Here is a 24566-nt window from a genome sequence, read left to right as displayed (position 1 = left end):
CTTACATGCCCCTGTTGATGTCTTCTTTTTTCAGGTTACAGGGCGCGCTGGCTATTGTACAGCTACGGAGACTTTAAAAAGTTCGGTGACAACCGGGTGTTGTCATACGACTTATGAAATACGTGAGTCGTTGACGGAGAAAGCGGCGGGATCAGCCACTTCCAATCTCCTGTAACTTTTCTGTTGTTTGCTGCTTCCGTTTTTTCGAATGTATGGAATTGGGCATCTGCTGTATGATGATCAACGATACTCACTCCTTCTTTTCGATAGGAATGGAGAACGGCTGCTGTTAATTCAACGAGGGCCCGATCCTTCCAAAGCGTGCTGTTTCTTTGTGTATTCAGTCCTATAGCGGCTGCTGTTTTTTTCAACAGGTTATAACGTTTTTCATCAGCCAGATTACTGACCCCGATCTCCGTGCCCATGTACCAGCCGTTGAACGGAGCAGCCTGGTAGTGAATACCCCCAATTTCGAGAATCATATCGGAAATGATAGGAACGGCATACCATTTCAAATTCAATTTGTTAATTGCTTTGTAGTCTGGATGGCTAATCGGAATTTCCTTTACCAGCTCATTAGGAATTTGATGCCACACAGGAGGAGCGTTTCCAATCTGAAAAACGAGCGGCAGTACGTCAAAATTCGTTCCTTCGCCTTTCCAGCCCATCTCTTCGCACTTTTTCGTTAATTCAATCGCAGCGGGATCTCCGATGATTCCATTTGATGTTTCATATCCCGCATATCGGATAAGCTGGTGGTTGTATATTATTATATTGGTCTCGTTAAACACAGAAATGACCGGGCGGATCCTACCGTTATTTGTTGCATACTCAATATGGAATAACAAACTCTTTAGAACCTCTTCTTCCGTTCGGTCCTCGCGCCGGTCAAATACTTGGAGGGAAGCCCAAAATAATCTTCCTATGCAGCGGTTGCTGTTTCGCCAAGCCATTTTCGCACCATGATCGAGCTCTTCTTTCGTATGTACATAGCTTCCGCTAGATTGAATATCCATTTTTATGCTTTCGATTCTGCTCTTCGTTTCATGTGGAGTTTTTTCTAATTCTTGATAGCACGTCTTTATAAATGCAGATGCTGCTTCTAGCAATTTATTTTTTCTATCCACTTGCTTTCGCTCCTCGTTGAAATTTTTTCAGAAATACATTAGGATGTACTCTCTTTTTTCTGTATAATGAGTAGGTATAATGCTTTCATAAGGAGTGCTTGTATGTTTAGTGTTGGAGATAAGGTGTTATTTATCGGTGACAGCATTACAGAAAGCGGTAAATTCGGAGATCCTGAAGGAATCGGGAATGGATATGTAAGCATTATTAATATGTATGTCAAAGAACATTATGAAGATGTAACAATTTTAAATAAAGGCATCGGAGGAAACCGTGTAACTGATTTGGAGAGGCGCTGGGAACGGGATGTTTTGCAGGAAAATCCAGATTGGCTTTCCATTTCGATCGGGATCAACGATGTGTGGAGACAGATCGACAACCCGAAGGCAGAACAAATTTATCCGTATATGTTTGAAGAAATCTACGGAAGGCTGTTAATTGCAACAAAGCGGCGTTTGACCAATACGAAAATCATTTTAATGGAGCCTACTATTATCAAGGAAGATATTAATAGCAAGGGCAATAAGCTGCTTTTGTCTTATGTTGAAATTGTCCAAAGCCTTGCAAGACAGCACGAAGCTACCCTTGTGCCTGCTCATCGCATTTTTTTAAAGGAACTACAAAAAGAAAAGCCGCAAAAGCTTACGTCAGACGGAGTTCATATGAATGAAGCTGGCAATAAGCTTCTTGCAGACTGCTGGATTCAAGCGGTTTTATAGAATACTTTTCGCAAAATAGAAGTTTTTTAAAAATGATAACAATAAATGACCCCGGAATTGTACCGGGGTCATTTTAATTGAAGAGGAAATTTTAAAAAAGGAGAGAATCAATTAGGTGTGTTAGTAAATGAATTTAAATTCCTGTTTTTATGCCAAAACCTACCAAAATTAAGCCAGTTGATTTTTGGAATGCCTTCTGGAATTTGGAGTTGTTCAACCATTTTTTTGCGTATTCAATTAGAGAAACAAGAAATAGAAACCACAATACAGCGAGTAAGGTTAGGATGAAGGCTAATACAATCAATTGCTGGTTTACATTTCCGTTCAAAATGATAAATTGCGGCATGATTGTTATATAAACTAAAACAGTCTTTGGATTAAGAATATTACTAAGTAACCCTTGCATAAAGGAACTTTTATTATGCCGATTTGAATACTTCGTAGGTGTATTTGCTTGAGCTTGAATTTCTTTTAAAGAAAACACGCTTTTAGCAAAAAAACTTTTTATCCCTAAATAAATTAAGTAGGCAGCTCCCAAATATTTGATAATGCTGAAAAGAATGACTGACTTTGCAATGACAACAGATAAGCCGAGGATCGCAATCAGTGTCCAAAACGAAAGTCCCGTTACCATTCCAAGAACCGTATAGCGTCCAGCTTTTGGACCATAGCTGAGCGTGTTTTTCACCAGGAGCATTGTATCTGCTCCTGGTATAATAACCATCATTGCAGCTATTGAAATGTATGTTAGTAAGTTATCCATACTATTTCTCCCTTCCCCTATTAATAGTGACTACTAAGGTAACTACTTGTGTAAGTATATCAGCTGATCTTAGAAAAAATCAACAGATTTTGCTAAAATATTAATTACAAAGGTAGCGACTAAAGTTGTGTTGGAGGATTTATGAAAGAAAACATTTTAGAAACATTAAAAAATCTAAATTTTACCGAATATGAAGCGAAAGCATATCTTACCTTATTGGAAGAATCGCCATTAACCGGTTATGCAGTAGCAAAAAATTCCGGTGTACCACGTTCAAGAATATATGAAGTTTTGGACAGTCTCGCCATGCGCGGAGATATTCTCGTAAGTCCTGGAAACACACCACAGTATACTCCTGTTCCTGCAAAGGAGCTAATTAAAAACCGTCGAATGAAAGCAGAAGAGAATTTTGAACTGGCAGAACAATCATTAGCGGAGTTTGAACGTTCTGCAAATGACCGTGAAAATATCTGGAATATCACGGGACGCAATGAAATACTCGATAAGGTAAAAACTTGTATATCATCTGCTAAAAAAAGAATTCTCTTAGAGATTTGGAAAGACGAATTCGAGGAATTGGAGTCTGAACTAAGACAGGCAGCAAATAGAGGAGTCAATGTAACAATTATTGCTTATGGGGAAATCACCTCTGATTTTGCTAATGTTTACCTTCATTATATGGGTCATGAAATTACAGAAGAGTATGGTGGACGATGGCTTGTTATTAGTGGGGATGACTCAGAAGTAGTAGCAGGTATTGTCTCGCTGGGGAAAGATAGCCGTGCAGCATGGACAATGCATGTAGGTTTAGTAATGCCAATTACAGAAGTCATGATTCACGATTTGTATCTCATGGAAATTATGGAGAAACATAGAGAACTTTTAGAAGAAAGTTTTGGGGAAAACCTCATCAATTTACGTCGCAAATTTTCTATCCACCCAGATTTTAAAAAACATTATGTAAAATAGATTTGTACTATTTTTGTCGAGTTTGTCAAATAAAGTGTGTAAGTAAAACTTACTCAAGATACTTTAAAACCCTATTTTTTAACTTATCATGTAGAAGAAGCTGGTTCATAACTATTGCCCAATTTTGGATATGGCGCCTTCCCATTTTAATTCCAGTTCTTGTATACGCAAATATAATCAGAGCGTTCTCGTTGGGGAATGCTCCTTTTTTAGTTACTTTTCTGAAGCTCGGGAATGGATGCTTTCCACTGCGTTGGTCGTGTACATGACTTTACGAATGGCGCTGCTCTAATCAGAAAGTTAATTTTCCAGAATTCGATTCCTACAGATTTTCGATCTCGTTTTGATTTAGCCAGAGTGTAAACCTCCCCATTCATTTGTTTCCACTCTACCAATAAAAAAAATAAACTGGGAAGCAAGTGCCGTACGCTCTCTCACTTACACAGTTTAGTTTACACTCTCAAAAAGCAGTTGGCTCTGGTGTTTAATCTCTAACAAGCCGCCTGCTTTCATGTTATGTGAAATATTCTAATTTCGCATTAGGAAAAAATTTCTTCATATAGGAGTAAAGATGCTGTTTAATATCCTCTTCTTCCTCTTTCTGATAAATGTATTTACCAATTCCATATTTGCCCCATTTATATCTTCTGGCTGATTCATCTAATTCTAATTTGGTCATTGGATAGTTTTTTTCAATCACTCGTTTGGCAGGCTTTGTGAACCGATGCTGAATGAATTCAAATGTTATGTCATTCCTTGTTTCAATCGGCAATTCCGCATCAAGGCGCTCAAACATTTGATAGTAGCCGTCCTCCCATCCTTCATGCAGGTAGATAGGGGCTACAATAAACCCAAGCGGATACCCGGCGTTTGCTACTTTTTTTGCTGCTTCAATTCGTTTCGTAAGTGGAGATGTTCCTGGTTCAAAGTTTTTAATGATATACTCGGCGTTAATGCTGAATCGAAATCTCGTTTTTCCGTTATGCTTAGCATCAAGTAAATGGTCGACGTGATGAAATTTCGTGACAAACCGGAGCTTCCCGTATTCCGATTCTCCGAAATGTTCGATTGCTCGTTTTAACGTGTGTGTTAAGTGGTCTATTCCGACAATATCAGAGGTACAAGCTGCTTCAAATCTTGTGATTTCAGGCACTCGTTCTTCCATATAATGATTAGCAGCGTCTAGAATTTCATCAACATTCACATATGTACGGATATACGGCTTATTTCCCATCGTTGTTTGCAAATAACAATAATGACAATGCCCCATACAGCCTGTTGCAAAAGGAATCGCATATTCAGCAGAGGGCTTTGACGTATCAAATTTGAGCGTTTTTCTTATACCGACTACAAGTGTTGACTTAGCGATCCGATATTTCTGAAAATCGCTCTCTCCTGGAAGATTTCTCACTTGGTTGTGAGAGGTTGTATAGCGAATTTCAACATCCATTTTTTCAAATTTTTCTTTGAGCATTTTTCCTAACGGATAATCCAGCGCGTTCGGTTCGAAATATACAAGTTGAGGCGTAAATGGTTTGATCATTAAACATCCACCTTTTTTTAAAAGTGACCAAAATATTGTTGATAGGCTTGTTCAGCCTCAACTTCGCTGGCATACACAGCAATGTCATCTGTCAAAGGATAGTATGTATCATACAGAAACAGAGCTAGTTCTGTAGGATCCTCAGGGTTATTTACGACTGCAGCCTCCTGTATATTTGCTACGTCCTGAGTATGCGGGTTTCGATAAAAAACATAAACAATATCACCGGCAGCATAAGGATTATACTCGTTATGTACCACCATTATCATCACCTTCCTATCCTTTTCGTTATTATTTTTCCTATCGTTTAAAATTATGATTACATCATTTTGGAAGCACAGATTAAAAAAACCCGAATATAGAGCACTTTCTCTTTTGTGCTCTATATTCGGGTTATCGTTTATTGCGGAAGAAAACGACTTGGCTCCCCTGCGCTGAAAAGTTCCAGCTCATGCATCGCCCTTGTACAAGCTGTATAAAGCAGACGGGAATCATACCAGCTGGAATAGCTTTGATCAGATGCGTTATAAATAACGACCGCATCGAACTCAATCCCTTTTGCCAGGTACACTGGAATGACGATGATTCCTTTTTCAAAAGCGGTTTTTTCATTGTCAATTAATTTTAGATCAATAAACGGTTTAAGCTCTGAAAATGCTTTTTGGCTATCCTGTGCGGACTTACAAATAACAGCAATGCTCGTATGTTTTTTATTCATCCGGGTAAGCGTATCTGCGATCGATTTGATCATTTGTTCGTTTGATTCAAAAACGGTGACCACAGGTTCTTTCCCTGAACGATTAAACGGCTTGATCTCAAATTCCCCTTTGATAATTCGACTCGTAAACTTTGTAATTTCCTTCGTGGAACGATACGTTTTTTTCAGCGTTAATCTTTCTGCTTGTTTAAAATTAAATAATTCACCTGCAAGCAATGAGTCTCTTTTTATGCTGTGAGCGAAGACAGTTTGATTGAAATCGCCAAGAACCGTCCACTTACTTGAAGGAAACAGCTGTCTGAGATAAGCGAGCTGAAAGGCTGAATAATCCTGAGCCTCGTCAATAAACAAGTGGCGAATGGCGGTATTCTTCTTTGAACCCTTTAGTAAATCATTTAAATATAGATAAGGTGTCGTATCTTCATAATACAATTTGTTCTTTTTAAGATTTTCGACCGTAATTGCACCGATTTCAGTCTTTTCCTGTTCAAAAAACTGGATGTAAATCGATTTGATGTCAAGAAACCGTAACAGCCTGATCGCTTTTCGAATCGGTTTAAAATACTGGCCAACCACTTGCTTTGCCATCAGACGCTCCTCTGCCTTGGCAAATTCAAATGAGTCTTCATCGTACCCTTTTTCCTGCAATTTCTTGTAAACGTTCAGGTAATCTTCCTTTGATAGTAGAGCGATTTCATCGATGACCCAATTTCTTTCTCTTTCCTTCAATTCTTCTTTTTTCACTTTTTTCAAAAGCCATTCGGAGGTTAATGTGATACGATTCGGTATTGAAATATTTTTGTCTAATGAGTAAAAGTAGGAGCCGATCTCTTCAGAAGAAATAAGAACAGCGCCTCTGAATGAAATATTACGGAAGATCATCCCTGATTCTGAAAGTTGCTTGATGTATTGATCAAGATGTGAAATGAATTCGTTACTTGCCTTGTACTCAATGGCCGCTCTTCTTGTGCGATAATTGTTATCCCCTTCAGCGGTAATCATATATTCTGTTTGCTCAAATGGCCCTTCAAGGTCGAATTCACGGCCGAGCCTCTTGTTGGTATATTCCTGAAAGGTCGTTTGCTCCATATTTTCCTCGCCGAGCTCCGGAAGCACGGTCGACACATAGCTGTTAAATAAAAAATTGGGTGAAAAAAGCATGATGTTTTCCGATTGGATTTCTCCTCTGTACCTGTACAGCAAATAAGCTACCCGTTGAAGGGCAGCAGAGGTTTTCCCGCTTCCTGCAGCACCCTGGACAATCAATAAATCTGCTTTCTCATTACGGATAATTTCGTTTTGCTCCCGTTGGATGGTAGACACGATACTCTTCATTTTTTCATCCGCGCGTGAAGCAATGCATCGCCGATTGTCACTTCTGCATCAAACATGGATTGAAGCTTCCCGTTTTTAATGACGTATTGCCTTTTCAAGAGCATTTCTCCGGTTATCGTTTCCTTTGGAGCTGTATACATCGCTTTTCCCGGCGAGTAATTATAATAAAGACTGGAGATTGGAGCCCTCCAATCGTAAATGATAAAGTTTTCATCCTTTTCATCCATCACGGAATGGATTCCTATATAAATCACGTCTTTTGACTGGTCACCGTCTTCGAGAAAGTCGACACGTCCGAAATAAGGCGTTCGCTTCACCCGATCCAGTGCTTTCAATTCGTTCTCAATTTGCTTATGGCTTCTTTCTCTTTCCGAAAGGAATTCCGTTTGCTGCTTGACGCTGGTCATCGTTTCTAATGCTTCCTCTGCATCCTCAAAATTCAGCGTCACATCATCCCAAAAGGTTTTTTTGATGCCTAAAACATCTTCCTTTAATGTGCCAGCTCTTTCGTTCAGATCCAATCCTTTTCCCTCAATGACGCGCAATACTTCGTTTAAATAGCTTTGTTCCTCCTGCCAGCCCTTTTGATTGTCCATAAAAACCTTCCTTTCAAAAAAGTGTTGACACCATAATAATTATGCGCTATACTTATAATAGATAATTATAAGTATTTTTACCACCGGTATATGAATCAATATATAATATTACAGTATGCGTAAATGAAATGCAATAGAAAAAATCCTCCTCAATATTTTTGATGGAGGATTTTTTGGTTATTCGTTGATGTTCAATGCTTTCCTGTCGAGTACAAATCGATAAACTGGCAAGGTTTGTCCTGCTTCAGATGGGATGAATCCCGTACTGACGTAGCTGTCAATGGATTCAGGCTCCAATGAAATCGACAGCAATCCGTTTTGCTGCTGGGAAGTAAAATAGATCTTCGTTCCCTTTGGAAATTCCCTCTGTTCATTAACAAGCTCTGTCGCTATATTGATCACTGGCCGGCCTTCTGTTATACCGTCTTGTTCTTTTGAAGTGACTTGAAATGCTTCAACAGGCAATTTCATTTTCTTATGAAGAGTATAGCCTTTTACTCCTTGGACAGCCAGCTTTTCTTCAACTTCCTCATGTCCAGGCAGAACGAGATAAGCCGTTGGTCTTTTTCTTGTTAATGTTGCTTTTGCATCTGTGGCGCTATAGTATTGGACAGGTGCATCAATGACATGTCCTTCAGCAATATCAACCAATTTTAATGTGTCTTCCTTTGGATCGGCAAACTCGCTTTTGATCACCACATCATCTTGATCATTAGGATTAAGACCTTTAGCTATCAGATTAAATCGTTCATAAGTGACCAGCTTTTTGATTTGATCAGCATGCTCGGCAGTCAGATTAAGAATTTCTTCATGAGTCGTTACTTGTGCTCCAACCCTGCGGGCAAAGTTCTCACGGCCAATGCCGATCCCTCTGCTTTCTACTAAAAAAGAGAGCGCAGGCTGCAGCCCGATGGCATTTCGCCCAATTCTGGCTTCTGTTCCGCCTTCGTAAATATTGATTGCTCCATTTTCGTCTGAACCGCTCGTCGTATAATACGGATCACTGGAAAATCCTTCGTCTTTCAGCTTTTCCATTACAGAATGAATATATAAATCATCTGACGTGCTGCGAATTTTTTCAGGAATGTTTAAATTTTTCCCCGAGAGAATTAGCAGATCATGATATTTCAAAGCACCTTCTGAACCAATTTCTGCAAAAGAATTCTCACCAATGCTATATTCATGGGCATCAATGACAACCTCTGGAGAATATCTATTAAATTCTCTGTGGACGGCCTGTACCTCTGCCGAATCAAGCTTGACATGGTCCCGGTTTCCATCGAGCCCGCTTGCAAGCCTCCTGTTAAACGCATAGGATCCATCAGGGTTTATTCTCGGAACGATAATGACATTGATTTTATCTAGAATGTTTTCTCCGTAGTCACCGGCAAGCTTTTCAGCTATCGCAAGCGCTGATTCTCCACTCGCCGGTTCATTTCCGTGAATCTGGGCTTGAAGCCAAACAAGCGGTTTATTCGATATCGAGTGGATCCTCTTGTCTTTTGTAAAATAAAGAGCTGGTATGTCTCTGTTTTCAAGTGATGCGCCGATATTTTTAATCGATACATACGGACTTTTATCTGCAATGGTATGTAAGTACTCTATCATTTCTTCCTGTGTCGTAAATTCATCGCCTTCTTTAACGAAAGCAGGAGTTTGAAATGTTTCTTTCGGATCAGGGTAAAGCTTTAATACCTGTTCAGGCTGGGAATAGTTTTTTCCATAATACGGCGTTTCAGCTTGGACTGTTTGAGAGATTCCTATTCCACTAAATAAAAGGGATGCAGCTGCTATAAATTCAATTTTCTTCGTTTTCACTTGCTCACCACTCTCCTCTCTCTCTATCTATTTCATTATAAAGAAAGTGAGAATAGATTTGTCTCCTTTTTTCAAAAACGAAACTATTGGTATACGAAAACATAGAATTGATAGACCAATAGTCAATATGATTCATTGCATTAAAAAAGCTTCCCCTTTAAAGAGGAAGCTTTATCTGTTATTAAGACCACAGACTTGCTTTTTCATTATCCGTAACAAACAACAGCAGTTTACCTTCATCTAGCCTTTCTTCAAAGCTAGCTGATTCCGCTTCGGAAAATCCAATATCATACATTTTATTACGAAGTTCATCGCCTTTTTTGCTAAAAATGTTGCCGACTGCATCGGCCAGCCCTGTTTCAGCAGCGCCAATCGTATTGGCATTCGCATGTGTAGCAACTCTATTCGTTCTGTCATCATCATGGGAGAGAACATAGATATCCTCCCTATTGACTCCTAAGCGCTTTAATTCTTCAACATCCTGAATAAGCTTTTCGTCATTTGTATATTCTCTTACTACGGGTTTCATAATCTATTCCTCCTTGTTTATGATTCTACTTTTTGTTTACCCGCGATTTTTATGAATAAACATTTGGCTGCTTTTTCAGGAGAAATAAAGAGACTGCATGCGGCAGCTTCTTATCGCTTAACACTTACAAACCATTAAATGGTTCCCGTCCGGATCTTTAAAATTAAACCAATGGTCATGCTCGATACTAGATGCTAATTCAACCTGTTTATTCTTCATATATTGATAGGCTTCCTTGATATCGTTTGTGTTTAAATGAAAGAGAGGCTTTTTAAACACCACATCCTCTGAAAAAATCTTGCTGTCCAATACGATACTTGTTCCAACCATGGGCAGAACATACAAGTGGCCATGGAGAATATCACCATCTTCAGGCAAGCCAAGAATGTCACAATACCAGCTTCTCGCTTTTTCAATATCACGTACAGGGATAAACACTGTGCCGATTTGATTTAAAATTGGGGGCATGATCTCACCTCGAAAATTTGTTTGATAAACCATTCTCTATTTTTCAATCCATTCCTTTTTTCCCAGGCATAGAAAAAAGGCCGTTAAACGGCCTTCATCTTGTTGAGTCTATATACTGTTTCTTTTTTTACCACTTCTTTTTAAAATTTTCATAAATATTGGTGAATAAACGAACAAAGCAATCAATGTTAATATACTCTCGGTTATCGCAATTTTATTCGTATAGGTAAGAACTATTAATAGCTTAAATAAATCGCTAAATAAGTGTATTCATACATTTTTAAATTTTTCGGAAATAACGGCGCTAAATATATATAGCCAGCTTGCCCAAGCAGCATAATAATTAAGACCATTTATATCCCCAACTTTTATATAATAGATTACCATCTATTATAACAAAAAACGGGTATACTCCGAATACATTCCGTTTTTCTTCGTGGAATTTCTTTTCTTTATCCCCAATATCAACGAACTTCATACAATACTGGTCACTTTTCGAAAGCTGGAATAAATCTAGAAATAAAAACTAAACTGTGGAACTCACTTCCACAGTTTAGTTTACACTTTAATTTGCTTTTCTTTATTTGCTACCGCCTTTACGGCCTATTTCCTCATAATGTTCTTTATCGTGGTTCTTGCTTGTTTGCTCTCCGCCTTTTTCTCCAATATCTTGATAGAATTCTTTATCGTGATTCTTACTCGTTTGTTCCCCACCTTTTCTGCCTGCTTCTTCACGACTCATTTTGTTATCATTATTGTTTGCCATTTTTCTTACCTCCTTAATTTTTGTTATATTTTGTTGTTACCACGTATGAATTGAATAAAACATATATAGCCCATTTAAATCTTTAATATTTTTTCATTTTACCTCTTTGTTCATAGTGCTCGCTTTTGTGGCTTCAATGCCCTAACTTTGAAGATCACACTATAAATGCTCTATATGCTTAAGATGGGACTGATATTTAGCTAGTGCAACCTCAGAGACAAAAAATAAAAAGAAATTAACAAAGAAAATGAGCACTCTAATTTTTTCCAACGTGAGGACGATTGTATATAAGTCGTTTTGAAACCGCAATACTATATATTACGGAGAAATACAACGATCGAGGAAGAAGGGAACATTCATGGACAAAAACTTGCAAGATGATATGAGGGACACCATGGAAAATAAATTCATGCCTTTGACCTCCCTCAGAAGTGGTATGGGACAAATTGTAATGCAGGATCTTTATTGTTATACGAATCAGATTGTCAATTTATGTTTTGTGGGAAGTCCTGAAAAACCAAATGAATGGGTTTTAATTGATACAGGAATGCCCGAATCGGTCAACCATATTCTAGATGCTGCAAAAGAGCGATTTGGTGAAAATAACAAGCCGAAAGCGATTATACTGACACATGGACATTTTGATCACGTTGGGGCAGTGGTGGATTTGGTTCAGAAATGGGATATACCCGTGTTTGCTCACGAGGCAGAATTACCCTATCTAACGGAGAAATTAAGTTATCCAGAACCTGATGGATCAGTTGAAGGAGGACTAGTTGCGAAAATATCACCGTTATTTCCGACTGAACCTATCGACTTGGGAAATCATGTAGAGGCTATTCCTTCCGATGGCAGTATTCCATATATGTCTGGTTGGCAATGGATCCATACACCTGGACATTCACCTGGTCACATTTCGCTATTCCGAGAAAAGGACCATTGCCTCATTGCGGGTGATGCTTTTGTTACGGTGAAACAAGAATCGCTTTTCAATGTGTTGACTCAAGAGTTAGAAGTCAGTGGCCCTCCGAGATATTTAACGACAGATTGGGGTGCAGCGAAGAAATCCGTTCAAAAATTAGAAGCATTAAAGCCTGTAATGGCCATTACAGGGCACGGACAACCAGTGTCCGGAGACGAACTTGCAAAAGGACTCGAAAAATTAGTGAAGGAATTTGATCAGATCGCAACCCCAGATTATGGACGATATATTAATTAAAAACACTGACCTTCTAATAACTCGGATCATAAACATTTTGACAAACATAAGTTATGTAGCCTTGTTTAATCTTGAAAAACAAAGAAAACTAATATGAAATGAATGAATTTATGCCACTAGGAGAAGATAACCGGAGGGAACATTAGACAGATACTAATATTGTAAAATAACGGTAAACAAAAAGGTGTTCTTGGGAAGGAGTTCAAGATGTAGATACAAAAACGAGATACAATGACCTCAGGAACGACAACTCAAAACGCATTGAAATGAACGACAGTTATACTTTTGTAAATCTTGAAGACATTCAAGGAAATATAACAGAAAAATATGCGTTACCCACCTTTAGCAACCCATCCTCATGTCAAGGGGTTACTTTTATTTTCTGCAACATCCAAATCGTTATGAATGTTAATTTAGAGTGATTCGAAGTACATATTGGAGGACCATATGGAATCTAAAAAAAGGTTAGATTTAATATCTCTTACATCAATTCCGCTTGTGATGACCCTTGGGAATTCTATGCTTATACCTGTTTTGCCTTTAATTGAAAAAAAACTTAAGATATCATCTTTTCAAGTGTCCATGATTATTACGGTGTATTCCATTGTTGCTATCCTTCTTATTCCTATTGCAGGATACTTATCTGATCGAATCGGACGAAAAAAAGTAATTATTCCCAGTTTAATTATAACAGGCATTGGAGGACTTGTGACTGGATGGGCTGCATGGAAAATAAATGATCCGTACTGGATCATACTGTTAGGACGTCTATTACAAGGCATTGGCTCTGCAGGGGCAGCACCGGTGGTTTTGCCTCTTGTAGGAGATATGTTTAAAAATGAAAAAGAAGTTAGTGCAGGCCTTGGTCTCATTGAAACCAGTAACACATTCGGGAAAGTCATAAGCCCTATTGTAGGAGCTGTATTAGCCTCAGTGATCTGGCACTTGCCGTTTTGGTTTATCCCACTATTTTGTATCGTTTCTATTGTTCTTGTTTTTTTCTTGGTCAAAGTTCCTAAAGCAGATAACAAAAAACCTCCGTTGTTTCATGACTTTGTAGAGTCATTCAAAAAAACCTTTAAATACAACAATAGGTGGCTGGTCGCCATTTTTTCGATTGGTGGAATTATCATGTTTGTCCTCTTCGGTATCTTGTTCTATTTATCCACCACACTCGAGGAAATGTTCGGTATAACCGGTATTCAAAAAGGCTTGGTACTCGCCATACCTTTGTTAGCTTTGTCCATTGCTTCCTATATTGCTGGGAAAAAAATAGGACAGAATAAAACCGTAATGAAATGGCTGACCTTTAGTGGTAGTCTGTTGCTCAGTATCTCTTTACTGAGTGCCATCTTTACCGATGAGATCTATTTTCTTCTAGGCATTCTTTTTATCAGTGGTATTGGGATAGGCACCACCCTGCCTTGTCTGGATGCCTTGATAACGGAAGGAATAGAAAAAGAAGCGAGAGGAACCATTACGTCATTATATAGTTCAATGAGGTTTGTAGGCGTAGCCCTTGGTCCACCAATCTATGCAATCATAATGAAGTCAGATCATAACATGGTTTTTTATATTTCAGCAGCTGCGAGCTTTATTGCCTCGACTTTTGCGTTCTTTGCCATAAAACCTGAAAAAGAGAAAGGTGAGAACATAAAAGAAGAAAATCTAATGGAAAAATCACCATATCGTCTTTCTGATTACTAAAAATTTATACACACGTGGTAATCGTAGTAAATAGAAACAAAGAAGCGAATACTTTACTCGCTCTATGAAATTATTGGTAATAAAGCCCAAATGAAATGAGACAAAGTCCCATAATTCCCCTACTGAATATGTTTATTAAGAATATTTTTAACAGGAGGAACATTGATAAATGGGTAAATCGTATGAATCACCCCAGCACCTCGCCTGGCATGAGACATTGGAAGTTCATGAATTAGTTGCTTTTCAATCGATCGGACTTATGAAATTAAAAACAGCGTATCCTGAAGTGAGCGAACCAGTATTGCAAGATATATACAAACAAGCTATAAATGATTTGAGTAATAACATACGTGAACTTCTTACTTTTTATCCTATGGCGCCCCGCCCTGAAAGAGAAGAAGAGCGTAACGATAATCTACCGTTTTATGCGGGTGATTTGTTGGCTTTATCCAAAACGGCCGTTCGTAATTATTCTATTGCCATCACTGAAACAGCAACACCAGCATTAAAACAGATTTTAACAAAGCAGATAATTGGTGCAATAGATATGCATACAAAAGTTTATCAATACATGTATGAAAGGGGTTATTACCCTTCATACGATTTGAAAAGACTACTCCAAAATGATGTGAATCTGGCTAAAAAAGCTCTTTCTAAACCGTTTTAAACCAGGGTTGAAATTCTAGTACTATTCGCCTTTGGTTAACCGTTATATGTTCGAACGAAAGAACCTATTAATCGAAAAAAGCATCCAATTTAGAAGCTCTTTTTATAAACAATCAATAATGGCTCAACACTGCATTTATCGGATTTAGATAAGTTTGACATCCATCCTCACCAAACCCGTCTAGGTATACAAAATCAACGTTTAAAAAGCTTGGAAAGGCTACCGTTCACATCGATTTATTTGTCCTATGGTAGCCTTTCCATAGGTGTTTCTGTTTCTATAAGTTTATGATACAGAAAAAAATGAGGACAAGATCGAAAGCAAGATTGATAGCAAAAAACACAATAAAACGGCATTGCGACACTATCAATAATGTATTTCATGAAAATGGGACAAGCAAATTTGATTATTTTATATGGACTGGGGCTACCGACACAAGGAATAATTGGCAAAAAAATTCAAGAATAGTGCTGTTGCTTTTTCGACTTACAACGCCCACGAGGCAAAGATCATTTAGACGGTATCAAACCTTATCGAATTTACTATTGGTCACAATGCAGACAGTAAAGAAGAGGTTGATAAGGACTTGGAACAGACAAAAAAGCTGGTGCTATAATAACAGGCCCAGTGAACGATGTCTTTTTGGGCGGATACTCTGGATACTTTCCAAGATCTAGATGGACATTTGTGGGAGGTAGTCTGGAATCCACATTGGGGAGTTTTCAGATTAACTACAATTTCCTTTTTTCGCAGGCATAGAAAAAAGGCCGGTAAATGGCCTTTTCATTATTTCTTCAGTAGCTGTCCTCTTGTATATTGCATTTCAACGAGCTCAATCCCAAGCTCCTTTGCCATATTTCTTAGTTTTTTCTCCTCAGGAGGTGCAGCAAGTGTCAGCACTTTTCCTTCCTTGCCTGCTCGTCCAGTTCTGCCTGAACGATGGGTATATGCCTCTTTGTCGTCTGGCAGATCGGCGTGAATGACATACGGGAGATCCTTAATGTCAAGTCCGCGAGCGGCAATATCTGTCGCAAGCAGCAACGGAAACTCCTTCGATTGAAACGCCTCAATGACTTTGGAACGTTCGAGTTTCTTTGCTTCGCTGTGAAGAATGCCGACATCGACGTGATGAAAATTAAGCTTTTCGGCATACACACTCAAATTTCCAATGTCTCTGATAAAAACGAGCGCCTGCATGCCATCAAGCCTTGACAGCTTTTGCAAGAGCTTTACTTTATCACGCTGGTCGCAAACAAGTACTTGGTGTTCTACTTTTGACAATTCCTCTTTCGAACGACTGACACGTACCACCTTCGCTTCTCCGTTTGTCCATTCGAGCAGCTGTTTTCCAATCGGCTCGCTTAACGTCGCGGAAAAACAAAGGAGCTGCCGGTCCCGCAAGGTAGTTTTTATGATGCTTTGGATCGTTTCTGTATGCTCAGGCACCAGCAGCTGATCGGTCTCATCTAGAACAATCGTTTTGACCTCATGCATTTTCAGTTTTTTTGCTTTAATCAGCTCGTGAATACGACCGGGAGTTCCGACAATCACCTGGGGCTTCTTTTTCAGCTTCTCCTGCTGCTTTTTCACATTTGCACCGCCGATTAGAGAAGCTGCTGTAAGCTCAGTCCCCCCAATCCACTCGGTAACAACTTGAAAAATTTGCATTGCAAGCTCTCTTGATGGCGCTAGGATGACCGCTTGGACATTTTTCACATCCCGATCTAATTGATTCACAATCGGCAGCACATAAGCAAGTGTTTTCCCTGTGCCTGTAGGTGATTCCGCAATCAGGTCGCTGCCGTCCAAAATCAGGTCTGCCGTATTTTTTTGAATATCTGTCGGGCTTTCAAAATTCCATTTATCTTGAAGAAAAGGCTGAAGTCGTTTTAATACTGGCCAATCTGTCATTTTTTTCCCTCAATTCCATTTAAAATCTAAGCATAAGTATCTCAGAAACATGCAGATAACGCAATTCACTTCTGCCTGACTCCTTTTAAGATTATCCAGACTTCGGTATAATCAGATAGATATGACTTTGAATTTACGCGTTTAGCTTTGAAAATAGAGGTGGAAAAATGAGTATTTTAACAGTGAAAGATTTAAACCATGGCTTTGGGTCAAGAGCTATTTTTCATGACGTGTCGTTTCGGCTTTTAAAAGGTGAGCATGTCGGACTAATCGGGGCAAACGGCGAGGGAAAGTCGACCTTTATGAATATCATTACCGGGAAACTTGAGCCTGACGAAGGAAAAGTAGAGTGGTCGAAAAACGTCCGCATAGGCTACCTCGATCAGTATGCAGTATTGGAACGCGGCCAATCCATCCGAGATATTTTAAAAACAGCTTTTAATTATTTATTTACGATGGAAGAGCAAATGAACGGCATGTACGAAAAAATGGGAGAGGCCGATCCTGATGAGTTGGAGAAGCTTTTAGAAGAGGTTGGCGTCATTCAGGATGCACTCGACAACAACGATTTTTACACGATTGACAGCAAGGTAGAGGAAATTGCCCGCGGGCTGGGGCTAAGTGATATTGGGCTCGACCGTGACGTGACTGACTTAAGCGGAGGGCAGCGGACAAAGGTGCTATTGGCAAAGCTGCTATTGGAAAAACCGGAAATCCTTCTTCTGGATGAGCCGACTAACTACTTAGATGAAGAGCACATCGAGTGGTTAAAACGCTACCTTCAGGAATATGAAAATGCATTTATTCTTATTTCTCATGACATTCCGTTTCTCAACAGCGTAATTAACATTATTTATCATGTAGAAAATCAAGAGCTTACCCGCTATGTGGGAGATTATGATCAGTTTAAACAGGTCTATGAAGTCAAGAAGAAGCAAATGGAAGCTGCCTACAAAAGGCAGCAGCAAGAGGTTGCCGAGCTGAAGGACTTTGTCGCCAGAAATAAAGCACGGGTCAGCACTAGAAATATGGCAATGTCCAGACAGAAAAAGCTAGATAAGATGGATATGATCGAGCTCGCAGCAGAAAAGCCAAAGCCGGAATTCCATTTTAAGCCGGCGAGAACGTCAGGGAAGCTAATCTTCGAAACGAAGGATTTAATTATCGGATACGATGAACCCCTTTCCCGTCCATTAAACTTGCGAATGGAACGCGGTCAAAAAATTGCTTTGTACGGGGCAAATGGAATTGGGAAAACAACTCTGTTAAAGAGCATACTTGGAATCATTCCCCCTGTATCGGGAGAAGTCGAGCGCGGTGAGCACCTTCATACCGGTTATTTTGAACAGGAAGTAACGGATGAAAACGGGAACACCTGCATCGAAGAAGTATGGAATGAATTCCCTTCCTTCACCCAATACGAAATACGGGCAGCACTTGCGAAGTGCGGTCTCACCACACAGCACATCGAAAGCAAGGTTTCCGTATTAAGCGGAGGAGAAAAAGCAAAGGTTCGGCTTTGCAAGCTTGTCAATAATGAAACCAATCTGTTGGTCATGGATGAGCCGACCAATCACCTCGATGTTGATGCAAAAAACGAATTAAAACGCGCACTAAAGGACTATAAAGGCAGTATTCTGCTTATCTCGCACGAGCCTGAATTCTATCAGGATGTAGCAACAGAAACGTGGAACTGCGAATCGTGGACGACGAAGGTATTTTAAATTCTCTGTTTTTGCTTAAGGATGATATCGGCGAAATTGGAATTATATCAGCGGAATTTCTATTTTATCGTCGATATTTTGAATATATCGGCGAAAATTACTGATATATCAACGAAAATTTCGATATATCGATTATTCGACAGAATCTGTATGTTTTCGACAATAACATGTTTCGATGCTAAATATAAGAGAGCTTGCCTAAACGGCAAGCTTTTATTGATTAAGCAGAATACCCGAGAGCACCGGCAGCAACACCTCAGGGTTAGCCATGTGGTCTTGGCCTGTAAGTTGACTGTACTGTGCATCTGGAATCGCTTCTCTCAATTGACTCGCGACCTCGTGTAAGGAAGCAGGACTATCTTCACCAACAATAATCAGCGCTGGCGTCGTAAGTCGGCAGGCTCGTTCAATAGGTGGTAAATCGCTTGCTAAAGTAATGTCATAGACAAGTGTTGGCGCAAGCGCTGCCATAGTTGCCCACTGAGGTGATTGTTGCATACCGGCAACTACTTCTTTAGGAATGCCGATACCTTCTAAAAAGAGACTTATCGCTTCGTCATTTTTGCCACTATCAAGAAGTTTGTACAGCCTTTGACTAAGCTCATTGAATTCATTCTGGTCTACCTCGTTATTTGCATAGGACGGGTCATACATAACGAGCTTATTCACTTTTTCGCCCAGTTTCAATGTCGCTTCAAGTGCAAGAATAGCACCAGAAGAATGACCGTACAAATAAGCCGTACCACCTGCTGCATCAATCATTGCTTCTATGTCTTCTAGTTCACGCTCTATTGCATACGGCAGTGTGTTACCGCTGTCACCGCGCCCGCGTCGATCATAATTGTAGACGGTAAATTGCTCTGCAAATATTTGGGCATCATACAAGACCGGTTCAAATGAGCGAAAACAGGTGGCTCCTGTTATGAATATAAGTGCGGGTCCGTTGCCATAGACATCATAAGCTAACGTTGTGCCGTCTTTTGATTGGGTTGTGTTCATGATTTACCATTCCTTCTTTGTTATATATTTTTCCTGCTTTGGCGACATTGTTCCTTAAAAACCACTAAGTACTTGGCAGCCTCCTTTTGATAATTGTTTTCAAATTGAGGCTTAGAGCATTGTACAAACTTATAATATCTTAACTGGACATATTTCGTTTCTTTTGGATTGCTATTTTATAACAAGACAAAAAGGCGATGTTTCCTCGTGAAGGAAGTATCGCCTTTTTGTTTGAAATGTATCTTACCCGCTTTGTAAATGGTATCAGTTCCACTGGTATTTTTCTCAACAAGCTCTTATTGATTCATCTCCTCAATCTTCAAAGACAGCTCTGTCCAGCGGTCCATGGCTTCTTCTAAGCTGGTTTCAACCGCACGTTGTTCGTTCATGAGCGTTTGAATTTTATCGTAGTCGCTTCCCGCTCCAGCGATCTCACGGCCAATTTCCTCCAGCTTACTCTCAAGTTCCGCAATTTTATCTTCGATGCCGTCCCATTCGATTTGTTCATTGTAGGAAAGCTTTTTCTTTTGTTTTTTTCGCTCAGGCTGTTTCGGCTGAGCTTTTGCTTCCGGACTGATTGATTTTTTCTCTTCTCTGGATTTCTCCAGCCACTCACTGTAGGAGCCGAAAAAGTTCTTGATTGTGCCTTCTTCTTCAAAGACGAGGAGGCGTTCGGCAACCCTGTCTAAAAAATAACGATCGTGGGAAACAGTAATCACAACGCCGGGAAACTGCTCTAAATAGTCCTCAAGTATACTAAGTGTTTCCGTATCCAGATCGTTAGTTGGTTCGTCTAAAAACAGAACGTTCGGCTCTCCCATTAGAACGTTTAACAAATACAGCCTGCGTCTCTCGCCGCCGGAAAGCTTATGAATAAACGTTCTCTGTGTGGATCGCGGGAAAAGGAAGCGTTCCAGCATCTGCTCTGCTGTGATGACTTGACCGTCCGACGTTTTTACGATTTCAGCTGTATCTTTCACGTAATCTATGATTCTCAAGCTTTCATTCATTTCTTCATGATCCTGAGTATAATAGCCAATCTTGACCGTCTGTCCGATCGTGATGCTTCCTTCATCAGGAACCAGCCGGCCTGCCAACAGATTTAATAGTGTTGTTTTCCCGGTTCCATTCGGCCCGATGATGCCAATTCGGTCTCCAGGAATGACAAGCTCTTGAAAATCAGAGATTATTGTCTTGCTGCCAAAGCTGAGGCTGATGTCCTCTGCTTCTATTACTTGGTTGCCCAGCCTGTTCGATCCAATCGCAAAGTCGACGGCACCAGTTGTTACAGGACCGTTTTGTTCCTGCAGGTCTTCCACTCTCTGAATCCTTGCTTTCTGTTTCGTAGAACGGGCTTTTGCTCCTCGTCTGAGCCATGCGAGCTCTCTTCTCAAAAGATTTTGCCGTTTCGCTTCACTTTGTACAGCCACCTGTTCCCGCTCCGCACGTTTTTCCAAAAACACCTCGTAGTTTCCTTTATACGTATAAAGCTGACCTCGTTCCAATTCATAAATCCGATTGGTGACACGGTTCAAAAAGTAACGATCATGGGTTACGAGTAAAATCGATCCTGAATAATTGCTCAAATACATCTCGAGCCATTCGATCGTTTCATGATCCAAATGGTTCGTCGGCTCGTCCAGAAGCAATAAATCAGCAGGCTGAATGAGCGCCCTGGCAATGGCCACCCGTTTTTTTTGTCCGCCTGAAAGCATCGTTACTTTTCTAGAAAATTCAGTGATTCCAAGCTTTGTCAAAATTGTTTTTGCTGCAGTATTTGCATCCCAGGCATCCAGCTGATCCATTTTTTCTTGGGCTGAAAAAAGTCGATCCTGAATTTTGCTGTCATCAGGATGCTCTGTGATCATTTGCACTGCTGCTTCATACTCTCTCATCGCCGCTATGATTGGATGATTTCCGGAAAAAATATACGCCAGCACAGTTTCATTCTCGTCAAAAACCGGCTCCTGCCCTAAATATTCGATAGACGGCTGCCCCGCTTTATTGATTTCTCCTTGTTCTGTTGAATCAAACCCGGCAATCACCTTTAACAGTGTTGATTTTCCGCTTCCGTTTGCCCCGATCAAACCGATGCGTTCTTTCTCTTCAATATGAAAAGATAGATGGTCGAATATCGTTTTTTCACCGTATGTTTTGTATAATCCTTCTGCTTTTATGATACTCATGATTTGCACGCCCTCATTATAATCTCATTCATCTATTTTAATGCAGAAGAAAAAAGAAAACCAGTGAAGCTTCTTGATATGAAAAAATCAGCTTTGTACATACTACATCATAAGGCATTGATACTTCACCAAAAAATGTTATTGACTCATTTATTATTCTCAAATATACTTCTTTAGTCTATTAGTATAATTATTAGAACATTTCGGTTTTTCAGGAGGATTTACATGAGCTCGCTTTTTCGTAAAAAACCAATACAAACCTTATTGGCACAAAGCCAAAATAAAAGCTTGGACCGCTCACTCTCCCTATTTGATTTAATCTTGCTCGGGGTCGGAGTTGTCATCGGAACCGGCATTTTTGTAATTACCGGGGTTGTTGCAGCTGAGAGTGCAGGGCCGTCAATTATTATTTCGTTTATTTTAGCAGGTCTTGCGTGTGCATTAGCTGCTTTTTGCTATGCGGAATTTTCGTCATCGATTCCTGTGTCCGGCAGCGTGTACACTTATACCTATGCCACTCTCGGCGAATTAATCGCCTTTCTGATCGGCTGGGATTTAATGCTGGAATACGTCATTGCCATGTCTGCAGTTGCAGCTGGCTGGTCTTCTTATTTTCAATCGCTACTTGCCGGATTCCATATTTTACTACCTGACAGTCTCACGTCGGCTCCAGGATCAGAAAGAGGAGGCATTTTTAACCTCCCGGCAGCGGTTATTATTTTGCTTATCACCTTTATCGTCAGCCGCGGTGTTAAAGAAAGTACAAAATTCAATAACATTATCGTAATATTGAAAATCGCAATTATTTTATTATTTGTAGTAGTTGGGATATTCTACGTCAAACCCGAAAACTGGACGCCATTTATGCCATTTGGAGTAGACGGAATTGTCGTTAGTGCAGCGACGGTGTTCTTTGCCTATCTCGGCTTTGATGTCATAGCCAATGCATCGGAGGAAGTGAAAAACCCCCAGAAATCCATGCCGATTGGAATTATCGCATCGCTGGCCATTTGTACAGCTCTTTATATGCTGGTTTCTTTCATTCTCACCGGAATGGTCAAGTATACAAAGCTAAATGTAGACTATCCGGTCACATTTGCGCTTGAACAAGTGGGCCAAAACATGGTTGCGGGCATTATCTCTTTAGGTGCCCTTATTGGGATTACTACCGTTATCCTGGCATTGGTCTTCGCCCAGGTACGCCTGACTTATGCGATGAGCAGGGACGGTTTGCTCCCGGGCTTATTTTCAAAGGTACACAACAGATATAAAACACCTTTTGCAAATACGTGGCTAACCGGTTTCGTAGCGGCAGGGATTGCAGGGTTTATTGACCTGTCTACCCTTGCACATCTCGTAAATATGGGAACACTCGCTGCATTTACTTTAATCTCAATTGCGGTCATCGTACTGCGAGTGAAGCAGCCTGAACTAAAGTCCTCATTCAGAGTTCCGTTTGTTCCTGTCTTTCCAATTGTGAGTGCAGGGCTTTGCCTGTTTCTAGCTTATAGCCTGCCGGGCATCACATGGATATCCTTCATCATTTGGATTGCCGCAGGAGCGATTGTATATTTTCTATATTCTAGAAGGCACAGTGCTTTAATTGACAATAAAGCAGATTGATTAAGATTTTTTTATTCGACAGACTTATTTGTAAATATTTGCACAAAAATAGTTCAGATCATCGTTAATAACTTGACAAAAAAAATTATTCATGCTATAATTTACCGTTATTATTTTAAAGTGTATAATAGGATTCTCCTGGCCAGGGGAATCCTATTTTTTTGCTCTAAAATGAAGGAGTGTATTTGCATGAAAAAAGGCGAGTCCAGTTTAACTTCATTAGTATCAGCTTTTAGCAGAGCTTATCATAGTCAATTCGATACCCCCATCATCTTTAATGACTTTATAGCCAAAGATTTAATTTCACAAAAAGAATTTAATGACATCAAAGAGAATATGATTCAAGGCATCCAGTTCTTTAACAAAGAAATAGCTGAAAAATATAAGGGAAATACAGAAGAAATATTAAAATGGATTACTCAGATTCAGCTTTCACCAACGCCATTGGCACGCGCTGCGTATTGCGAAAAAGTATTACTTCATGAAGTTATGTTAGGATTAAAACAATATGTCATACTTGGTGCTGGCTTAGATACTTTTTGTTTCCGACATCCAGAATTGAAAAACCGCTTAGAAATATTTGAAATTGATCATCCAGCAACACAGGAATTTAAAAAGACCAGGCTGGATAAAGCTAATTTAGAAATCCCGAGTAATCTGCATTTTGCTCCTATGGACTTCACCAAAGAGTTTTCTTATCAAAATCTAATAGATGAAGGGTTTGATAACAAAAAAACTTTCTTTAGTCTTTTAGGTGTTTCTTATTATTTAACTAAAGAGGAAAATTCAAGCTTGATAGATCATTTATTTGCCGAAGTCCCACAGGGGAGTTCCATAGTTTTTGATTATGCAGACGAAAAATTATTTAATGAAAAAGGAATCTCTAATCGAGTGGAAAACATGGTAAAAATGGCATCAGCAAGCGGAGAACCAATGAAATCGTGTTTTTCTTATGATGAAATGGAGAATATGTTAGAAAAATCAGGTTTACTCATTTATGAACATCTATCACCGGCTAAAATTAATGAGCTTTATTTTGACGATCGAAAAGATTACTTAACAGCCTTTGAAACCATCCATTACATTCATGCTGTAAAAAAATAAAACATCCATAATTCACATTACGTGGTATGGAACGATTTCACATCATCGTAAGAAAATAAGCCTAACAGCCTCGCTGA

Annotated in this window: 18 protein-coding genes and 4 pseudogenes; 9 read left to right on the top strand and 13 right to left on the bottom strand. The window is 39.6% G+C overall.

The window, feature by feature from the left end; all coding sequences use genetic code 11:
- Positions 1-62 precede the first annotated feature (62 nt).
- Positions 63-1127, bottom strand: coding sequence for a nitric oxide synthase oxygenase (locus tag AM592_RS22940; protein WP_053605915.1), 1065 nt, complete (start codon positions 1125-1127; stop codon positions 63-65).
- A 102-nt stretch (positions 1128-1229) separates the two neighbouring features.
- Between AM592_RS22940 and AM592_RS22935 the strand changes: the two genes are divergently transcribed.
- The gene (locus AM592_RS22935; protein ID WP_053605914.1) at positions 1230-1844 is read left to right on the top strand and encodes an SGNH/GDSL hydrolase family protein; all 615 of its coding nucleotides are present in this window, start codon (positions 1230-1232) and stop codon (positions 1842-1844) included.
- Between the two features lie 133 nt (positions 1845-1977).
- On the opposite strand, the gene AM592_RS22930 is transcribed toward AM592_RS22935, so the two are convergent.
- Positions 1978-2607: a homoserine/threonine efflux transporter gene (locus AM592_RS22930; protein ID WP_053605913.1), complete on the bottom strand. Its 630-nt coding sequence runs from the start codon at positions 2605-2607 to the stop codon at positions 1978-1980.
- A gap of 141 nt (positions 2608-2748) precedes the next feature.
- On the opposite strand from AM592_RS22930, the gene AM592_RS22925 reads away from it, so the two are divergent.
- Positions 2749-3576 carry a TrmB family transcriptional regulator gene (locus AM592_RS22925; RefSeq protein WP_053605912.1) on the top strand — a complete coding sequence of 276 codons (828 nt, stop codon included), beginning with the start codon at positions 2749-2751 and terminating at the stop codon, positions 3574-3576.
- 49 nt (positions 3577-3625) lie between these two features.
- Here the strand turns inward: AM592_RS22925 and AM592_RS23680 are convergent.
- The 8 genes and pseudogenes from AM592_RS23680 to AM592_RS22890 form a co-directional block, all read right to left on the bottom strand.
- Positions 3626-3855: pseudogene (locus AM592_RS23680) on the bottom strand (IS256 family transposase); the annotation flags it as partial.
- Between the two features lie 235 nt (positions 3856-4090).
- On the bottom strand, positions 4091-5119 hold the full coding sequence (gene splB, locus AM592_RS22920) for a spore photoproduct lyase (RefSeq protein WP_053605911.1): 1029 nt from the start codon (positions 5117-5119) through the stop codon (positions 4091-4093).
- A gap of 17 nt (positions 5120-5136) precedes the next feature.
- Positions 5137-5382 (bottom strand): transcriptional regulator SplA domain-containing protein, encoded by a 246-nt coding sequence (locus AM592_RS22915; RefSeq protein WP_053605910.1) that lies wholly within the window; start codon positions 5380-5382, stop codon positions 5137-5139.
- Positions 5383-5519: 137 nt separating this feature from the next.
- A pseudogene (gene helD, locus AM592_RS22910) lies at positions 5520-7768 on the bottom strand (RNA polymerase recycling motor HelD).
- A 177-nt stretch (positions 7769-7945) separates the two neighbouring features.
- Positions 7946-9586 (bottom strand): M14 family metallopeptidase, encoded by a 1641-nt coding sequence (locus AM592_RS22905; protein WP_053605909.1) that lies wholly within the window; start codon positions 9584-9586, stop codon positions 7946-7948.
- A 181-nt stretch (positions 9587-9767) separates the two neighbouring features.
- Positions 9768-10115, bottom strand: coding sequence for a YflT domain-containing protein (locus tag AM592_RS22900; protein ID WP_053605908.1), 348 nt, complete (start codon positions 10113-10115; stop codon positions 9768-9770).
- Positions 10116-10232: 117 nt separating this feature from the next.
- Complete coding sequence (locus tag AM592_RS22895; protein ID WP_053605907.1) at positions 10233-10583, bottom strand: VOC family protein; 351 nt, start codon at positions 10581-10583, stop codon at positions 10233-10235.
- A 589-nt stretch (positions 10584-11172) separates the two neighbouring features.
- Positions 11173-11349: pseudogene (locus AM592_RS22890) on the bottom strand (KGG domain-containing protein); the annotation flags it as partial.
- A gap of 370 nt (positions 11350-11719) precedes the next feature.
- On the opposite strand from AM592_RS22890, the gene AM592_RS22885 reads away from it, so the two are divergent.
- The 4 genes and pseudogenes from AM592_RS22885 to AM592_RS24895 all read left to right on the top strand — a co-directional run.
- Positions 11720-12568 carry an MBL fold metallo-hydrolase gene (locus tag AM592_RS22885; protein WP_053606227.1) on the top strand — a complete coding sequence of 283 codons (849 nt, stop codon included), beginning with the start codon at positions 11720-11722 and terminating at the stop codon, positions 12566-12568.
- Between the two features lie 447 nt (positions 12569-13015).
- Complete coding sequence (locus AM592_RS22880; RefSeq protein ID WP_053605905.1) at positions 13016-14275, top strand: bacillibactin exporter BcbE; 1260 nt, start codon at positions 13016-13018, stop codon at positions 14273-14275.
- Between the two features lie 169 nt (positions 14276-14444).
- The gene (locus AM592_RS22875) at positions 14445-14942 is read left to right on the top strand and encodes a spore coat protein (RefSeq protein WP_053605904.1); all 498 of its coding nucleotides are present in this window, start codon (positions 14445-14447) and stop codon (positions 14940-14942) included.
- 372 nt (positions 14943-15314) lie between these two features.
- Positions 15315-15657 (top strand): annotated as a pseudogene (locus AM592_RS24895) (VOC family protein); the annotation flags it as partial.
- A gap of 71 nt (positions 15658-15728) precedes the next feature.
- Here the strand turns inward: AM592_RS24895 and AM592_RS22870 are convergent.
- The gene (locus AM592_RS22870) at positions 15729-16853 is read right to left on the bottom strand and encodes a DEAD/DEAH box helicase (protein WP_053605903.1); all 1125 of its coding nucleotides are present in this window, start codon (positions 16851-16853) and stop codon (positions 15729-15731) included.
- 167 nt (positions 16854-17020) lie between these two features.
- Here AM592_RS22870 and AM592_RS22865 point away from each other — a divergent pair, with 167 nt between their 5' ends.
- Complete coding sequence (locus tag AM592_RS22865) at positions 17021-18577, top strand: ABC-F family ATP-binding cassette domain-containing protein (RefSeq protein ID WP_053605902.1); 1557 nt, start codon at positions 17021-17023, stop codon at positions 18575-18577.
- A 213-nt stretch (positions 18578-18790) separates the two neighbouring features.
- Here AM592_RS22865 and AM592_RS22860 read toward each other — a convergent pair whose 3' ends face one another.
- Entirely contained in the window at positions 18791-19576 is a 786-nt protein-coding gene (locus AM592_RS22860) for an alpha/beta fold hydrolase (RefSeq protein ID WP_053605901.1), read from the bottom strand.
- Between the two features lie 296 nt (positions 19577-19872).
- A complete protein-coding gene (locus tag AM592_RS22855) occupies positions 19873-21762 on the bottom strand; it encodes an ABC-F family ATP-binding cassette domain-containing protein (protein ID WP_053605900.1) in 1890 nt (629 codons plus the stop codon).
- Between the two features lie 225 nt (positions 21763-21987).
- Here AM592_RS22855 and AM592_RS22850 point away from each other — a divergent pair, with 225 nt between their 5' ends.
- Positions 21988-23385, top strand: coding sequence for a branched-chain amino acid transporter BcaP (locus AM592_RS22850; RefSeq protein WP_053605899.1), 1398 nt, complete (start codon positions 21988-21990; stop codon positions 23383-23385).
- 189 nt (positions 23386-23574) lie between these two features.
- A complete protein-coding gene (locus tag AM592_RS22845; protein WP_053605898.1) occupies positions 23575-24489 on the top strand; it encodes a class I SAM-dependent methyltransferase in 915 nt (304 codons plus the stop codon).
- Positions 24490-24566 lie beyond the last annotated feature (77 nt).

The organism is Bacillus gobiensis, from assembly GCF_001278705.1.
Taxonomy (GTDB): domain Bacteria; phylum Bacillota; class Bacilli; order Bacillales; family Bacillaceae; genus Bacillus; species Bacillus gobiensis.
This window is presented reverse-complemented; position numbering and strand designations above follow the sequence as displayed.

Bases quoted from the DNA above. Each gene is read 5' to 3' on its own strand.
- AM592_RS22850 (WP_053605899.1), top strand. From the start codon at position 21,988: ATGAGCTCGCTTTTTCGTAAAAAACCAATACAAACCTTATTGGCACAA.
- AM592_RS22865 (WP_053605902.1), top strand. From the start codon at position 17,021: ATGAGTATTTTAACAGTGAAAGATTTAAACCATGGCTTTGGGTCAAGA.
- splB (WP_053605911.1), bottom strand. From the start codon at position 5,119: ATGATCAAACCATTTACGCCTCAACTTGTATATTTCGAACCGAACGCG.
- AM592_RS22915 (WP_053605910.1), bottom strand. From the start codon at position 5,382: ATGGTGGTACATAACGAGTATAATCCTTATGCTGCCGGTGATATTGTT.
- AM592_RS22870 (WP_053605903.1), bottom strand. From the start codon at position 16,853: ATGACAGATTGGCCAGTATTAAAACGACTTCAGCCTTTTCTTCAAGAT.
- AM592_RS22845 (WP_053605898.1), top strand. From the start codon at position 23,575: ATGAAAAAAGGCGAGTCCAGTTTAACTTCATTAGTATCAGCTTTTAGC.
- AM592_RS22855 (WP_053605900.1), bottom strand. From the start codon at position 21,762: ATGAGTATCATAAAAGCAGAAGGATTATACAAAACATACGGTGAAAAA.
- AM592_RS22925 (WP_053605912.1), top strand. From the start codon at position 2,749: ATGAAAGAAAACATTTTAGAAACATTAAAAAATCTAAATTTTACCGAA.
- AM592_RS22880 (WP_053605905.1), top strand. From the start codon at position 13,016: ATGGAATCTAAAAAAAGGTTAGATTTAATATCTCTTACATCAATTCCG.
- AM592_RS22900 (WP_053605908.1), bottom strand. From the start codon at position 10,115: ATGAAACCCGTAGTAAGAGAATATACAAATGACGAAAAGCTTATTCAG.
- AM592_RS22930 (WP_053605913.1), bottom strand. From the start codon at position 2,607: ATGGATAACTTACTAACATACATTTCAATAGCTGCAATGATGGTTATT.
- AM592_RS22935 (WP_053605914.1), top strand. From the start codon at position 1,230: ATGTTTAGTGTTGGAGATAAGGTGTTATTTATCGGTGACAGCATTACA.
- AM592_RS22895 (WP_053605907.1), bottom strand. From the start codon at position 10,583: ATGCCCCCAATTTTAAATCAAATCGGCACAGTGTTTATCCCTGTACGT.
- AM592_RS22875 (WP_053605904.1), top strand. From the start codon at position 14,445: ATGGGTAAATCGTATGAATCACCCCAGCACCTCGCCTGGCATGAGACA.
- AM592_RS22860 (WP_053605901.1), bottom strand. From the start codon at position 19,576: ATGAACACAACCCAATCAAAAGACGGCACAACGTTAGCTTATGATGTC.